Source organism: Tardiphaga sp. 813_E8_N1_3 (assembly GCF_051811025.1).
Taxonomy (GTDB): domain Bacteria; phylum Pseudomonadota; class Alphaproteobacteria; order Rhizobiales; family Xanthobacteraceae; genus Tardiphaga.
Window position 1 is genome coordinate 1 of the sequence record NZ_JBPWQE010000001.1, and the last position, 15,356, is coordinate 15,356.

Below are 15,356 nucleotides of genomic sequence, written 5' to 3' on the forward strand. Positions count from 1 at the left end.
ACCGCGATCTTCCATTTTCGGTTATTGGATTCTTCCGGGACATCACCGGAGTCTTCAATCAGGTAGAGGACATCGTCCTGGTCGGCCATTGCGTAGTCCCGTCAAATGATCCGGCGGCGCCAGTGGCGGCCCGCGGCATGATAATGCGAAATGTCGTGCCTTGTCCCAGTCTTGACTCCAGCATCATCCGGCCACCCAGCTGCTGGGTCACCAGATTGTACACGATGTGGAGGCCGAGGCCGGTACCGCCTTCGTTGCGGCGGGTGGTGAAAAACGGGTCGAAAGCCTGTCGCTGGACGTCCGGGCTCATGCCCGCGCCGTTGTCGGAGAAGCTGATCTCGATATCGTCGGTGCCGCGCGGCTTGGCGGTGATAGCGATGGCGCCGGGCTTGCCGTCCGGGAACGCGTGATTGGCCGCATTCAGGAACAGATTCGTCAGGATCTGGCCGTAGGAACCGGGATAGCCGTCGATCATCAGCCCGTCCGGCACGTCGACTGTCAGCGTGATCGGAGCCTTCTTCAGGACGGGGCGCAGACTGGCGATAATCTGATCGGTGGCCTCGGAGAGGCTGAATTGCCGCCGTTCGGCATGGGAACGATCGACGGCGACCTGTTTGAAGGACTGAATAAGCTCGCCGGCGCGATGCAGGTTGGCGACCAGTTGCTGCGCCGCATCGCGTGACGTCTTGACGAATTCTTCCAGTTGCGAGCGCCGCAGCGGGGCATTGGAGCGCAGCTCGGCCTCGAACATTTCCGAGCGCCGCGCGAAGCTTGATGCCACGGTGAGGCTGATGCCGATCGGATTATTGACCTCGTGGGCCACGCCGGCGACCAGACCGCCAAGTGCGGCCAGCCGTTCGGCGTCAATCAAATTCTGCTGTGCGGCATTTAGTTCGAGCAAGGCGCTTTCGGCCTTCTCTTTCGATGCCCGTAGCTCGTTCTCGGCTTCGCGCTTGGCGACGGCGTTCTCACGGAATACTTCGACCGCGCGGGCCATGGCGCCAACTTCGTCCGTAGCGGCAGTGCCCTGGACCTTGCGATCATAGTCGCCGGAGGTGATTGCGCGCATCGAGGCCATGATCTGCTGCAGCGGCAGGCGGATGCTCAACGCGATGATAATGCCTGCGGTGATGATCAGCCCAAGGAATGCGGCGGCGATGACCATGACATTGCGGGAGATCGCCGTCAGCGTGCGGTCGAAAGTGGCCTGCGCGGACTGCTCGCGCTGGCGCATCTTGACGGACAGGCCATCGATCGCAGCAATCGTGTCGGCCTGGCTGGCATCGATCGAATTGCGCAGCAGGTCCGTGCGGCTGGAGAGTTGCTCCGACAGTTTTGCGAGCCCCTGGCGGAGTGCAACTGAGCGTCCCTTGAGCCGCTGCAGTGCAATGCGCTGCAGATCATTGTCCGCAAGGTCGGTCATGACCGGGATGGTGCGCTCGATCGTCTCTGTGTTGCGCCGCGCCTCCTCGGCCGCGGCGGATGCCAGCGACAGATAATAGGCGTTGGCGGCGACCAGCATCGCGGTGAATGCCTCGCGTGACTTGCCGAGTGCCGGCCAGATCAGCGCGTCTCGCTGGCCGGTGGCGCCCTCGATGATGGAGTACAGCCCCGCCATGTCCTTGGCAGGCCCGAGCACCTGTTCCTCATAGGTCTTGGCGATGGTGGTCTGAAGCGTCCGCAATTCACCGAAACCGCTGAGGAAGCGCTCGGTGACCCGCTCCAGCTCGGCGACCGAGCCTGACAGCATGGGGTCGGTCGAGGCACGGGTATTCAGTGTCCCAAGCACAGCCTCGCGCAACAGCAGAATCTCGGCGAACAGTTCGGGGCTGGGCTGATTGATATAGCGATGGATCAGGTTCTGCAGCCGGCCGGTCTCGCTCTCGAGCAGGGCCAGAACCTGATCGGACTGCCGGACCTGGCGCACGTCGTCCCAAGCGGAGGACAGCACCCGCGAGCCACTCCAGATCAATCCCGCCAAGACGAGAACGACCGCGGAGTTCAGGGCTGCGATGGACAGAATGCGCCAGCGGATCGGAATCGCGCGGACAGCCGCCACCAAGCTGGTCCGGCTTCGCGCCGCCAGTTCGTCCTGTCCGTCGGAAACTCCGTTGTGCGGGCTCGTCACCACAGGTCTGTCATTCGGCCTTGCGAAAGGTTCAATCGGTGAGACAGCCGTGCGTCACAACCCGGCAACTCGATCTTTATAGTCTGAAAGAGTTTCGTTGAGGTTGCGAGACAGTTCAATCTAGCAAATAGAGGTGTTGCTGGCTATTGGCTTGCAACAGCTGGTTGAGCCACACTTGGTCCGATTGAACCGAACGCCGCGAAGTCGCAACAGAGTGCTGCGGCTGATCGTGTCCGGTGAACGCCACCGTGCGGGGCAATTTCGATCAAAACTATAATGGAATCATTATTTTATTGGGCGGACGCTTTGGCCCCCAATGATGACGCAACAGGCGGGTAGCCGACGGCGTTGTAGGGCAGGATGAAATGAAGTTGAAGGCGGCGCTCGGATATCTCGCGCTTGTGGTGACAGTCAGCCAGATGGCGACGCCCGCACGCGCCACCGACATTCAGTGGTGGCACGCGATGTCCGGAGAACTCGGCCGGCATGTCGAAAAGCTGGCCGCGGATTTCAACGCCACGCAGACGGGCTATCGCATCGTTCCGGTCTACAAGGGCAACTATACCGAGACCGTCACCGCGGCGATCTTTGCCTTCCGGTCGCGCAGCCAGCCGGCCATCGTCCAGGTCAATGAGATCGCGACGGCCACCATGATGGCCGCCAAAGGCGCGACCTATCCCGTTTATGAGCTGATGCGCGATCAGGCGGAAGCGTTCAATCCCTCGGCCTATCTGCCCGCCATTACGGGCTATTACACCGACATGGCCGGCAACATGCTGTCCTTTCCGTTCAATGCGTCGACGCCGATCCTCTACTACAACAAGGATCTGTTCCGTGCCGCCGGGCTCAATCCGGACGAGCCGCCGCGGACCTGGCCCGAACTCGGCGCCGCTGCCAAGCGATTGCGGACGGCAGGCGCGGTTTGCGGCTTCACCACAGCTTGGCCGTCATGGATCAATGTCGAAAACTTCTCGGCATTCCACAACATTCCGGTGGCGACCAAGTCCAATGGTCTCGGCGGTCTGGACGCTGTCCTGACCTTCAACAATCCGTTGATGGCGCGCCATATCGCGCAGCTCGCCGAATGGCAGAAGACCAAGGTCTTCGACTATAGCGGCCGCGCGACAGCGGCTGAGCCACGCTTTCAGAAGAGCGAATGCGGGATTTTTCTGGGCTCGTCGGGCACCCGCGCCGACATTCTCGCCAATGCGAAATTCGAGGTCGGCTATGGCCTGATGCCCTACTGGCCGGATGTCACGGCCGCGCCGCAGAATTCGATCATCGGCGGCGCAACGCTCTGGGTACTGCGTGATCGCCCGCGCGAAGAATATAAGGGCATCGCGAAGTTCTTTGCGTTTCTTTCGCAGCCCGAAGTGCAGGCGACCTGGCATCAGAAGACGGGTTACCTGCCGATCACGCGCGCCGCCTATGAACTCACGCGCCAGCAGGGTTTTTACGACCGCAACCCTGGCACCGTGAAATCCATCGAGCAGATCACGCTCAAAGCGCCGACGGAAAATTCGAAGGGATTGCGCCTTGGCTCGTTCACGCTGATCCGTGACGCTATCGAGGATGAGTTGGAGCAGGCCTTCAGCGGCAAGAAGCCCGCGCAGGAGGCCCTCGACGGTGCAGCAGAGCGCGGTAACAAACTGCTGCGCCAGTTCGAACGCGCCAATCCCGTGCAGTGATATCTGCCGGGGCGCGGCGCATCACGATCTTCGGTTGCTAACGAAGATCGTATCGGAGCGGAACGTTGAATGCTTCCGTACCGCCGGTCTTCTCCGGCGGAAATGCCGGAAATGGCTGCGCGCGACGAACCATGGCGAGCGTTTCGGCATCGAGCGCCGAATTTCCCGACGATCCCAGGAGGCGAGAAGACAGCACGCGACCGCCGCGATCGAGCGTAAAGGCGATCCTGACGACTGCCGTGCCTGACTGACCAGTGCGGGCACTCTGGGGAAATTGCTTGAAGCGCTGCAAGTGTGATTGAACGAGCTGATTGTAAGACGCTGACGCTGCCCTCGATGCACCGGCGGCGGCCGCCGATGCCGCAGGCGCGATGCGTTCTGCGCGCGGTGCTGCGGTGGTCTGCGGCGCTGCCGGCGTATCGCTGGGCTTCTTCTTGACCTCGGCGCGTATCGGCTTCGGCTTGGGCTTTTCCGGCACCGGCTTTGGCGGATCGGGAATGATCTTGGCGGGTTCGGGCGGGGGCGGCGTCGGCTCGATCTTCTGCTCGGGCGGGGCTTCGACGACCGGCTTCTCCATCAGTGGCGTCGGCGGGATCTGTTCTTCGACCTGCTTCTGCTGAACCGGCTCGGGCGGCGGCTCGGACGGCGCTTCCGACTGCTGCATCTCGGGGCCGGGTGCGATATCCAGCGGCTGCGTTTCAGGTGCGGCGGTGGCAGGCGCCAGGTCGATCATGATGGTGGGCATAGTAACGCCCGGCGGGTTCGGTTGATGGTACCACCAGATTCCTGCGGCGATCAGGCCGGCATGGATCGCGACGATAGCGATCGCCGACCCGGTCCAGCGAAGACCGACGCTGTCGGTCGGCGCATGTAGCGCAAAGACGTTCATGGCGCGGAGGTTCGTCCGTCGAGGCCGACCAGTGCGACTTTGAGATAGCCTGCGTTGCGCAGCAGGTTCATCACTTCCATCAGATCGCCATAGCTCACGACCTTGTCCGCGCGCAGGAAGATGCGCTCGTCCTTGTTGTTCTTGGTCGCAGTATCCAGCGTACCGCTCAGCGTATCGCGCGGGATGATGTCTTCGCCGACGGCGATCGTCAGGTCAGGCTTGACGGTGACGAAGACCGGCTTGTCAGGACGCGGCTGTGGTTCTACCGCGCTTGCCGGCAGATCGACACCGAGATCAACCGTTGCGAGCGGCGCTGCCACCATGAAGATGATCAGCAGAACCAGCATCACGTCGATGAAGGGCGTCACATTGATTTCGTGGTTGACTTCGAGGTCGTCACCGCCGCCTGAGCGTCCACCTAATCTTGCAGCCATGGTCTATTCCGCCGCCCGCGAGATTGGCATGCCGCGACGGCCGTGATCGCGGCTCATCAGCAGCATGACCTGTGCGGAGGCATCGCCGAGCAGCGCACGGTAGGTCGTGATGTTACGAACGAGCTGGTTATAGATCACCACGGCCGGAATGGCTGCGACAAGACCGAGTGCTGTCGCGAGCAATGCTTCTGCGATGCCCGGTGCGACGACGGCGAGGTTGGTGGTCTTGGTTTCCGAAATGCCGATGAAGGCGTTCATGATGCCCCAGACGGTTCCGAACAGGCCGACGAAGGGTGCAGTCGCACCAATCGTTGCGACGACGCCGATGCCGCGAGAGATCCTGCGCGACATCGCCTGTTCGACGCGCTCAAGCCGGAGCGCGATACGCTCCTTGAAGCCGTCATCGAACAGTCCATGGGAGAGAGCGGTCTCGCGCACTGCCGAATGAATGAGCTGGGCCACGGGGTCGCGGGCATCGGCGCTGTCGCGCTCGACCTGGGCCAGCGTCGTGTCGCTTTCCAGTATGTCGAGCCGCCGTTTGGCGGACCGTGTTTCGCGGTTGAGTTCGATGGTCTTTGCGAGCCAGACCGTCCAGGTCGCCAGCGAGGCGATGGCAAGACCGATCATCACGGCTTTCACCACGATGTCGGCGTTCATGAACATGCCCCATGGGGACAGATTATGCGGCAGCAACGCTTCTGTGGTCGCAGCTACAGCAAACTGCGGAACCGCCGCCATTCCACTAACCGCCACGAATACAGTTGCGATGGGAGACCAGGATCTTGTCATAGGGGCTGCATTCCGTCGGTCGAAGTTTGCAATGTGAGATGATGGCGAAAGAATAGCTTCGCATGTGAACGATGTCGCCCTCAGGAGGCGGAGTTGAGGCCCAAACTGGAGCGATTCCAAGGTCTCGGCGCTCAAAATCTCATACTCGTGAAGAGCCGTACGCCGCGTCCGGGCTGCAACACCTCCGCCTTCTTGAAGGAGATGTGGTTGCGGACCTGTTCGTCGAGCAGATTGTCTCCGGTGACGCCGAAGGTGATGTCGCGCAGGCCGCCGTCGACCTTCGCGAATGTGTGGGTATAGCTCACCTCAGCCTTGAGCAAGTTGTAGCCGGCGGTCGAAGTTTCATTGAGCGCAATGTCATTCTGCGTAAATGCATGCAGGACACCCAGACGGGCATACCATTCAGCGCTGCGCCACCAGACGCCGCCGCCAACGCGCATCGGTGCGATGCGCGGAACATTGCTGCCATCGGCAAAGGTCGCGCGGACCACGTCGAATTGCGTATCGATGCCGAACATGCCGTCGCTGAGCGGCGTCACGTCGAGTTGTGCCATCAGCTCGGCGCCGCGGAAATTCGCGTCGCGCTGGCCATAGGCGACCTGCAGAAGCGGGCCGGTCGCGCCGCAGCTTGCGAAAGTGTCGGTGCAGAAGTTGCCGGTCACCTGCTTGAAGATGAAATCCAGATAGCGCGTGTAGTAGAGGCTCGCCTCGAAGCGAAGCTGGCCGCTGCTGCGCTTGAGGCCGACTTCGACCGACTCTGCGGTTTCGATTTTCAGATCCGGATTGCCGATGACGAAGGTGCCGGATGCGCCATCAGAACCGCGCGAATAAAGCTCGGGCGCGGCGGGCGCGCGCTGCGCACGCTGAACGCTCAGATTGGCAACCATGTCCCAGGGCAGTGATTTCAGCAGTCCGAAGCTGAAGCTCTTCGGGGTGAAATCGCGTGTCGCTGCGGTCTCGGAGAATGTGTCGGGCGGCGGCAGGAAATTGCTGGGGAAGATCGGCGCCATGCCGGACACGGAAAGATGTTCGATGCGACCTGCCGCCTGAAATTTGAGAGTGTCCGAGAGCTGCAACTGTTCGAACACGAAGCCTGCGACTGTGTCCGTGTTGGTCGGTGCGAGCAAACCGCCGAGCAGGCCTGCGGTGGCGAGCTTGCGATTGCTGGCCTGCACGCCCCAGCTTCCGGTCAATGCGCCGAGCGGCGTTGCGACCGCGGCGTGGTCCAGTTCGAGGCGGCCTTCGATTTCCTTGTTGGTGATGGTGTTCTGCAGGCCATCGACGCCATTGCTGCCGATGCCGAGCTCGCCATGCTTGTAGTCGCTGACGCCGAACGTGTAGCGGATCGCGGCTATGCCGTCGGTTGGCGCGCGCCATTCGCCCTTGCTGGTCACCTTGGTCTGTTCGAGGTCGATGCGGGTTCTTGCAGCTGACTCGGCGACGCCGGGGATATGATACAGGCTGGTGATGTGCTGGATCGCGGTGCCGATATAGCCGCCATCGAAGATGTAGGAGCCGCCGACCGACTGGCCCTCCGAGCGCAGCCTCGTATTGGCCTGCACGCCGCCGCCGGGAATTCTGTAATCGCCGGCGCTGCGGCCGAAGGCGTCGACGTGAATGGCAACATTGTTGCCTGACGCATCGATGCTGGCCGCGCCGTCGATGCTGCTATCCACCGAGGAACCGCCGCCCTTGACGCGTGCGCTGAAATTGTCCGGCACGAGATTTTCCGGAATGCGGTTGTTGCTGGCATTGACGACGCCGCCGATGGCCTGATTGCCATAGCGCAGCGTTGCGGGACCGCGGATCACCTCGATCTTGTCGGCGGAGAGCGGATCGACCGGGACCTGATGGTCCTGACTGAAATCCGACGCGTCCTGGCTGCCGATGCCGTTCTCCTGAATGCGAACACGATAGTCGTCGAGGCCGCGGATGTTCGGCCTGCTCGCGCCCGGCGCAAAAGTCGATGCCGCAACACCCGGCTGGGTTGCCAGCAGGTCGGCGATGGAGGCGGAGGTGGTGCGTTGGAGTGCGTCACCGGTCAGGAGCGTGGTGGACTGGAAGCCGTCCGCTTCCTTCTGCCGCTCGGCGCTGACCACGATTTCCGACAACGTTTGTCCCTCCTGAGCCTTCGCGTCTCCAACCCAGACTGACGAGAGGCATGCTGCCCCCGTGATCGATGCCCACAACCTTAAACTCACGCCATTCCCCAACGTTACTGATCTGATGCGAATGCTAATGCGAACTATTCGCAATAAGGAGGCGGGAGCCGTTTATGTCAAGCCGGAATCGGGCGAGTAATGACCGGGCAAGCACGCGCAGCGGTCTAAATTTTATGCATATCAATATCTTTGTATGCAACATGACTGAGTCTAGGCGATGCTGACCGTCGAGCGCGCTGCGGAAATGCAAGGTTTATCAGGTGCCTAGACGCGCATTAGGTGTTCGTTAAGCTCTGGCACGAAGTTTGCGATGTCTGTTCCCAAGCCGATCCACTCGCGCCCTTGGGGAGAGCAAGAATGAAGCGTCGTGATTTTCTGAAAACCGCCACGGGCGCCGCCGCCGGCGCCATGGTCTCCGGCCCGGCGATCTTCTCGTCCGCCAAGGCTGATGCCCGGTCCGAAACCCTGCTGATCGTTTCCGAAAGCGGCCCCAACAACCTCGATATCCATGGCGTCGGCACCAATGTGCCCGGCTATGAAGTGTCCTGGAATTGCTACGACCGCCTGATCGGTCATGAGATGAAGGCCGGCCCCGGCGGTGTGCCCTACTACGACCGCGACAAGTTCAAGCCCGAACTCGCGGAAGACATGACCATCTCGGACATGTCGGCGACCTTCAAGCTGCGCAAGAACGCCAAATTCCACGATGGCTCGCCGGTGACGGCGAAGGACGTCAAGTGGTCGCTCGATCGTTCGGTGAGCGTCGGCGGTTTTCCGACCTTCCAGATGAGCGCCGGCTCGCTGAAGAAGCCCGAGCAGTTCGTCATTGTCGACGATCATACCGTGCGCGTCGATTTCGCCACCAAGGATCGCCTGACGATTCCCGATCTCGCTGTGATCGTGCCCTGCGTGATCAATTCCGAACTGGTGAAGAAGAACGCCACCGAGAAGGATCCGTGGGGTCTCGAATACACCAAGATGCAGACCGCCGGTGGCGGCGCCTACAAGGTGACCAAGTGGACCGCCGGCACCGAAGTCGTGCTTGAGCGCAATGACGACTGGGTCTCCGGCCCAATGCCGAAGATCAAGCGCGTGATCTGGCGCATGGTGCCGCAGGCCGGCAACCGGCGCGCGCTGCTCGAGCGCGGCGATGCCGATATGTCCTATGAACTGCCCTACAAGGATTTCCAGGAGATCAAGGCCAACGGCAAGCTCGACGTGGTGTCGCTGCCGTTCTCCAACGGCATCCAGTATATCGGCATGAACGTCACCAAGCCGCCCTTCGACAATCCGAAGGTGCGTCAGGCCGTGGCCTATGCGCTGCCCTATCAGAAGATCGTCGATGCTGTGTTGTTTGGTCTCGCCAATCCGATGTACGGCGCATCAGCCGACAAGCCGACCGAAGTCGCGTGGCCGCAGCCGCATAAATACAATACCGACATGGTCAAGGCGAAGGCACTGCTCGCGGAGGCCGGTTATCCCAACGGCTTCGAGACCACGATTTCGTTCGATCTCGGCTTTGCCGTGGTCAATGAGCCGCTGTGTGTTCTGGTGCAGGAAAGCCTCGGCCAGATCGGCATCAAGACGACCATCAACAAGATCCCCGGCGCCAATTGGCGCACCGAGCTGAACAAGAAGGAGATGCCGCTTTACACCAACGTGTTCTCCGGCTGGCTCGATTACCCCGAATACTTCTTCTACTGGTGCTATCACGGCGACAATTCGGTGTTTAACACCATGAGCTACAAGTCGCCCGAGATGGACAAGTTCATCAACGGCGCGCGCACCGCTGCCGCAACCGGCGACAAGGCCGCCTATGATGCCGATGTGAAGGGCTTCGTCGATCTCGCTTTCACTGATGTGCCGCGGATCCCGCTGTATCAGCCCTATGTCAACGTGGCGATGCAGAAGAACATCTCAGGCTACCAATACTGGTTCCACCGTCGGCTCGACTATCGCGCGCTCGTGAAGGCGTGATGTGTCATGCTCAGCCTGATCGGCAAACGACTGATGTTCGCGATCCCGAGCTTGATCGGGGTGGTGATCGTCACATTCCTGCTGACGCGCGCGCTGCCCGGCGATCCCGCGGCCTATTTCGCGGGACCGTCAGCGGACAAGCAGGCGGTGGAGGAAATCCGCAAGAAGCTCGGTCTCGATAAGCCGCTGATCGAGCAGTTCTTCCGCTATACGGCGGATCTGGCCAAGGGCGATTTCGGCAATTCGCTCACGACGGGCCAGCCGGTGGCGACGGAAATCCGCAACCGCCTGCCGGCATCGGCCGAGCTGACGCTGCTGGGTCTCATGGTCTCGGTCATGATCGCCATTCCGCTGGGTATCCTTGCCGCGACGCGGCCGGGCTCATGGATCGATCATCTCTGCCGGGTGACGACCACCGCCGGCGTATCGCTGCCGGTGTTCTTCACTGGTCTGGTGCTGGTCTATGTCTTCTATTTCAGGCTGGGCTGGTCGCCGGCGCCGCTCGGACGTCTCGACGTGTTCGCGTCGACGCCGCCGAATGTGACCGGCTTCTATCTGATCGACAGTCTCATCGCCCGTGACTGGGAAGCCTTCAGGTCGGCCTTCAACCAGTTGATCTTGCCGACGGCGACGCTAGCGATCTTCTCGCTGGCGCCGATCGCGCGCATGACGCGCGCATCTATGCTGGCGATCCTGTCATCTGACTTCGTGCGGACGGCTCGCGCCAGCGGCCTGTCGCCACGCGCCGTGATCGTCACTTACGCCTTTCGTAACGCCATGCTGCCGGTCATCACGACGCTGTCGATGACGTTCTCGTTCCTGCTCGGTGCGAATGTTTTGGTCGAGAAGGTCTTCGCCTGGCCGGGCATCGGCTCATACGCGGTGGAAGCGCTGATCTCGTCGGATTTCGCACCGGTGCAGGGCTTCGTGCTGACGATGGCCGTGATGTATGTGCTGATCAATCTGATCATCGACATTCTCTACGGCGTGATCGATCCCCGCGTGCGGCTGGAAGGGTGAGGTGTAGACCATGAACGTTGTCACGCCCGTCGATTCCGAAGCCGTTCCTGCACCGCAGCCGGCGCCCGCAAAACGCACCTCCGGCTTCGCCGCGACGCTGCAACACACGCGTTACATTCTCGGCGAGAACCGCGTCACGGCCTTTGCGTTCGGCCTGCTGGTGCTGATCGTGTTCGCAGCGCTGTTCGGTCCCTACATCGTGCCTTATGACCCGCTCGCCAGCGACACGGCCCAGGCATTGAAGGCGCCATCTGCGGCGCACTGGTTTGGGACCGATCAGCTCGGGCGTGACATTTTCAGCCGCGTCATTGTCGCGACACGGCTCGATTTCTTCATCGCCATCGCCTCGGTCATCCTGGTGTTCGCCATGGGCGGCCTCGCCGGCATCGCCTCGGGCTATTTCGGCGGCTGGACCGATCGCATCGTCGGTCGCATCGCCGACACCATCATGGCGTTTCCGCTGTTCGTGCTGGCTATGGGCATTGTCGCGGCGCTGGGCAACACCGTGCAGAACATCATCATCGCGACTGCGATCGTGAACTTCCCGCTCTACGCGCGTGTCGCGCGGGCCGAGGCGAACGTCCGCCGCGAGGCCGGCTTCGTGCAGGCGGCGCGACTGTCCGGGAATAGCGAGATGCGCATCCTGCTGGTGCATATCCTGCCCAACATCATGCCGATCATGATCGTGCAGATGTCGCTGACCATGGGCTACGCCATTCTCAACGCGGCGGGTCTCTCCTTCATCGGCCTCGGTGTCCGCCCGCCGACCGCGGAATGGGGCATCATGGTCGCCGAAGGTGCGTCCTTCATGGTGTCGGGCGAGTGGTGGATCGCATTGTTTCCCGGTCTGGCGCTGATGATCGCGGTGTTCTGCTTCAACCTGCTGGGCGACGGTCTGCGCGACATCGTCGATCCGCAGCGACGCACGTGAGGGCTCGGACATGACCGCTCAACCGCTTCTCGACGTCAGCGACCTCACTGTCGAATTCGCCACGCGACGCGGCATCGTCAAGGCCGTGCAGCACGTCAATATTTCGGTCGCCAAGGGCGAGACGCTGGGCATCGTCGGCGAGTCCGGCTCGGGCAAGTCGGTGACCTCCTATGCGGTGATGCGCATTCTCGACCGCGCTGGAAAGATCGCTGAAGGGTCGGTGATGTTCTCCGGCGTCGACATCAAGGGCGCAACAGAGAACCAGATGCGCGACCTGCGCGGCCGCGAAATCTCGATGATCTTTCAGAATCCACGGGCGGCGCTGAATCCGATCCGCAAGGTCGGTGACCAGATCGAGGACGTGTTGCGCCAGCATGCGCAGGCCGGCAGCGCAGACCGTGCCGAGAAGGCCATCGAGGCGCTGGAGCAGGTCAAGATCGCACGCCCGCGCGAGCGCTATCACGCCTATCCGTTCGAACTCTCGGGCGGCATGTGCCAGCGTGTAGTGATCGCGCTTGCGCTGGCCTGCAATCCGCAGCTTCTGATCGCAGACGAACCGACCACCGGCCTTGATGTCACGACGCAGAAGGCCGTGATGGATCTCGTCGTCGAGCTCACCAAGAGCCGCGGCATGTCGACCATCCTGATCACCCATGATCTCGGTCTTGCCGCTGCCTATTGCGACCGCGTGGTGGTGATGGAAAAGGGCAGGGTGGTCGAGACGGCACTGTCGGCCGATATCTTCGCCAATCCGAAACACGCCTATACCAAGAAACTGATGCAGGCGACGCCGCGGCTTGGCGTCTCGCTGCGCGACCTGCTGCCGGCCGAAGAACGCGCGGCGATGCCGGTGCAGCAGCCGGTGGCGGATAGCGTCGGCGCCGATGCAGCTGCAAAGCCGCTGCTGGTCGTCGACAACCTGGTCAAGGAATATGCCCGCCAGGGCGCGACCGCGTCGCTCGCCAAACTGTTCTCGCGCAAGCCGCCGACCGAGCCGGACAAATTTCGCGCAGTCGACGGCATCAGCTTCACGGTTGGCCATGGCGAGAGCGTCGGCCTTGTCGGCGAATCCGGCTGCGGCAAGTCCACGACATCGATGATGGTGATGCGGCTGATCGACAAGACGTCGGGCCGTATCTCGTTCGATGGCGACGAGATCGGCGAGATCGCGCCGAACTCCTTTGCGCGGCTGCCGTTGCGCAAGAGCATCCAGATGGTGTTCCAGGATCCCACCGACAGTCTCAATCCGCGCTTCACGGCCGCGCGGGCCATCGCCGACCCGATCATGCAGCTCGGCGATATCAAGGGCGGCGATGCATTACGTGCAAAATGCGAGGACCTCGCGCGGCAGGTGGGGTTGCCGCTCGAATTGCTCGATCGTTTTCCGCATCAGATGTCCGGCGGCCAGAAGGCGCGTGTCGGCATTGCCCGCGCCATCGCGCTGCAGCCGAAGCTGATCATCCTGGACGAGCCGACTGCGGCGCTCGATGTCTCCGTGCAGGCGGTGGTGCTGAACCTGCTGCAGGATCTGAAGCAGTCGATGGGCATGAGCTATTTGTTCGTGTCGCACGATTTGAATGTGGTGCGTTTGCTGTGCGATCGTGTCATCGTGATGCGCACCGGGCGGATCGTCGAGCAGGGGCTGACCGAGGCCGTGCTGGATGCGCCGCAGGATAACTATACGAAGGAACTGCTGTCGGCGATCCCGCATCCGCCGTTGCCGGTTCATTGAGACAGATCGAGAGAGGGACCGTGGCCGAACCGCTTGATGACTATATCGACGCCGTCGCCGGGGCGCTGGAATTGCCAATCGAAGACGCATGGAAGCCGTCCGTCCGTGCCAATCTCGCGGTGACGCTGAAAATGGCTAAAATGGTCGACGAGTTTTCGCTGCCAGATGAAATCGAACCGGCGAGCATCTATGCAGCTTGATCCCGTTATCACCCCCGAAGGCGATTGGCGCCCGGCGTCGGAAATCGCACAGGCGGTCGCCTCGAAGAAAATCTCGGCGCTCGCCGTCATCGAAGCTGCGCTGGCGCGGATTGCTCAGCATAATCCAGTCCTGAACGCATTCACCGATGTCACGGTCGATCGCGCACGTGCAACGGCCAAGGCGCTCGATGCCGCGATTGCCGCGGGTCAAAGCGTTGGTGCCCTTGCGGGCGTGCCGTTCGCCGTGAAGAACCTGTTCGATGTCACGGGCCTGCCGACCCGGGCCGGCTCCAAAATCAATCGCGATCGTCCGCCCTCGACCCGCGACGCGACACTGGTCGAGCGCATGGAAGCCGCGGGCGCCGTATTGGTCGGCGCGCTCAATATGGGCGAATACGCCTATGATTTTACGGGCGAGAATATTCATGATGGACTGTCGCGGAATCCGCATGACGTGACCCGGATGACCGGTGGCTCTTCGGGCGGTTCCGGCGGCGCAGTCGGCGGCAGTCTCGTGCCGCTTGCCCTGGGGTCGGACACCAACGGCTCGATCCGCGTGCCGTCGTCATTTTGCGGCATCTTCGGCCTGAAGCCGACCTATGGCCGGTTGTCGCGGGCGCGCTCGTTTCCGTTTGTCGCGAGCTTCGATCATCTCGGCCCGTTTGCGCGGTCGGTGGAGGATCTGGCGCTGTCCTACGACGCCATGCAGGGACCCGACGCCGAAGACGCCGCGTGTTCGACCCGCGCTATCGAGCCGGTGACGGCGCTGCTCGGGCAGGATATCGGCTCTCTCCGTATCGCTGCGGCCGGTGGATACTTCCGCAAGAACCTGTTTCCGGAGGCCCAGGAAGCGGTTGCCCGCGTCACCAAGGCGCTCGGCGTCACACGCGATATCGAGCTACCCGAGGTCGCCCGCGCGCGGTCTGCAGCTTATGTCATCTCGACGGTTGAAGGCGCCTCACTGCATCTGGATCGCTTACGCACGCGTCCCAATGATTTCGATCCGGCGGTGCGTGACCGGTTGCTGGCGGGCGCCATGGTGCCCGCGCCGCTGGTCGATCGCGCGCAGAAATTCCGCCGCTGGTATCGCGCGAAGGTGCTCGAACTGTTCAGGGACGTCGATGTGATCATCGCGCCGGCGACGCCCTGCGTCGCGCCGAAACTGGGTCAGGCGACTTTCGTGCTCGATGGTGTCGAGCTGCCGGTGCGGGCCAATATCGGCATCCACACCCAGCCGATCTCCTTTATCGGCCTGCCGGTGGCGGCCGTGCCGGTGCCACTCGATCCGATGCCGATCGGCGTGCAGATCATTGCAGCGCCGTGGCGGGAAGACATCGCGCTGCGCGTCGCTTATGCTTTGGAGCGGGCCGGCGTCGTTGCCGCGCCGCGCGCAAAAGGGTTCTGAT

12 protein-coding genes are annotated in these 15,356 nt (G+C 62.1%); 7 read left to right on the forward strand and 5 right to left on the reverse strand.

All coding sequences use genetic code 11. The features are described 5' to 3' along the window. Positions 1-58: 58 nt before the first annotated feature. Complete coding sequence (locus AB8A33_RS00005) at positions 59-2,062, reverse strand: ATP-binding protein (protein ID WP_439095811.1); 2,004 nt, start codon at positions 2,060-2,062, stop codon at positions 59-61. A 431-nt stretch (positions 2,063-2,493) separates the two neighbouring features. On the opposite strand from AB8A33_RS00005, the gene ugpB reads away from it, so the two are divergent. After that, positions 2,494-3,816: a sn-glycerol-3-phosphate ABC transporter substrate-binding protein UgpB gene (ugpB, locus tag AB8A33_RS00010; protein WP_439090860.1), complete on the forward strand. Its 1,323-nt coding sequence runs from the start codon at positions 2,494-2,496 to the stop codon at positions 3,814-3,816. Positions 3,817-3,853: 37 nt separating this feature from the next. Here the strand turns inward: ugpB and AB8A33_RS00015 are convergent, their stop codons facing one another. From AB8A33_RS00015 to AB8A33_RS00030, 4 genes are all read right to left on the reverse strand, one after another. Further along, positions 3,854-4,705: an energy transducer TonB family protein gene (locus AB8A33_RS00015; RefSeq protein WP_439090861.1), complete on the reverse strand. Its 852-nt coding sequence runs from the start codon at positions 4,703-4,705 to the stop codon at positions 3,854-3,856. After that, positions 4,702-5,139 (reverse strand): TonB system transport protein ExbD, encoded by a 438-nt coding sequence (gene exbD / locus AB8A33_RS00020; RefSeq protein WP_439090862.1) that lies wholly within the window; start codon positions 5,137-5,139, stop codon positions 4,702-4,704. Before exbD ends, AB8A33_RS00015 begins: the two co-directional genes overlap by 4 nt. Before the next feature lie 3 nt (positions 5,140-5,142). Further along, a complete protein-coding gene (gene exbB / locus AB8A33_RS00025) occupies positions 5,143-5,877 on the reverse strand; it encodes a tonB-system energizer ExbB (protein ID WP_439090863.1) in 735 nt (244 codons plus the stop codon). A gap of 182 nt (positions 5,878-6,059) precedes the next feature. Beyond that, positions 6,060-8,039 (reverse strand): TonB-dependent receptor, encoded by a 1,980-nt coding sequence (locus AB8A33_RS00030; protein WP_439090865.1) that lies wholly within the window; start codon positions 8,037-8,039, stop codon positions 6,060-6,062. A gap of 408 nt (positions 8,040-8,447) precedes the next feature. Between AB8A33_RS00030 and AB8A33_RS00035 the strand changes: the two genes are divergently transcribed. From AB8A33_RS00035 to AB8A33_RS00060, 6 genes are read left to right on the forward strand one after another with little or no spacing between them, the layout of a single operon-like run. Then, on the forward strand, positions 8,448-10,067 hold the full coding sequence (locus AB8A33_RS00035; RefSeq protein WP_439090866.1) for an ABC transporter substrate-binding protein: 1,620 nt from the start codon (positions 8,448-8,450) through the stop codon (positions 10,065-10,067). Between the two features lie 6 nt (positions 10,068-10,073). After that, on the forward strand, positions 10,074-11,087 hold the full coding sequence (locus AB8A33_RS00040; protein WP_439090867.1) for an ABC transporter permease: 1,014 nt from the start codon (positions 10,074-10,076) through the stop codon (positions 11,085-11,087). Positions 11,088-11,097: 10 nt separating this feature from the next. After that, entirely contained in the window at positions 11,098-12,018 is a 921-nt protein-coding gene (locus AB8A33_RS00045) for an ABC transporter permease (protein ID WP_439090868.1), read from the forward strand. Between the two features lie 10 nt (positions 12,019-12,028). Then, positions 12,029-13,750 (forward strand): dipeptide ABC transporter ATP-binding protein, encoded by a 1,722-nt coding sequence (locus AB8A33_RS00050; RefSeq protein ID WP_439090869.1) that lies wholly within the window; start codon positions 12,029-12,031, stop codon positions 13,748-13,750. Positions 13,751-13,770: 20 nt separating this feature from the next. Further along, a complete protein-coding gene (locus AB8A33_RS00055; protein WP_439090870.1) occupies positions 13,771-13,950 on the forward strand; it encodes a DUF4089 domain-containing protein in 180 nt (59 codons plus the stop codon). Next, a complete protein-coding gene (locus AB8A33_RS00060) occupies positions 13,940-15,355 on the forward strand; it encodes an AtzE family amidohydrolase (protein WP_439090871.1) in 1,416 nt (471 codons plus the stop codon). Before AB8A33_RS00055 ends, AB8A33_RS00060 begins: the two co-directional genes overlap by 11 nt. Position 15,356: the final 1 nt, after the last annotated feature.

Coding starts and splice junctions, on each gene's coding strand:
- AB8A33_RS00050 (WP_439090869.1), top strand. CDS start 12,029: ATGACCGCTCAACCGCTTCTCGACGTCAGCGACCTCACTGTCGAATTC.
- AB8A33_RS00040 (WP_439090867.1), top strand. CDS start 10,074: ATGCTCAGCCTGATCGGCAAACGACTGATGTTCGCGATCCCGAGCTTG.
- AB8A33_RS00045 (WP_439090868.1), top strand. CDS start 11,098: ATGAACGTTGTCACGCCCGTCGATTCCGAAGCCGTTCCTGCACCGCAG.
- exbB (WP_439090863.1), bottom strand. CDS start 5,877: ATGGCGGCGGTTCCGCAGTTTGCTGTAGCTGCGACCACAGAAGCGTTG.
- AB8A33_RS00035 (WP_439090866.1), top strand. CDS start 8,448: ATGAAGCGTCGTGATTTTCTGAAAACCGCCACGGGCGCCGCCGCCGGC.
- AB8A33_RS00060 (WP_439090871.1), top strand. CDS start 13,940: ATGCAGCTTGATCCCGTTATCACCCCCGAAGGCGATTGGCGCCCGGCG.
- exbD (WP_439090862.1), bottom strand. CDS start 5,139: ATGGCTGCAAGATTAGGTGGACGCTCAGGCGGCGGTGACGACCTCGAA.
- ugpB (WP_439090860.1), top strand. CDS start 2,494: ATGAAGTTGAAGGCGGCGCTCGGATATCTCGCGCTTGTGGTGACAGTC.
- AB8A33_RS00015 (WP_439090861.1), bottom strand. CDS start 4,705: ATGAACGTCTTTGCGCTACATGCGCCGACCGACAGCGTCGGTCTTCGC.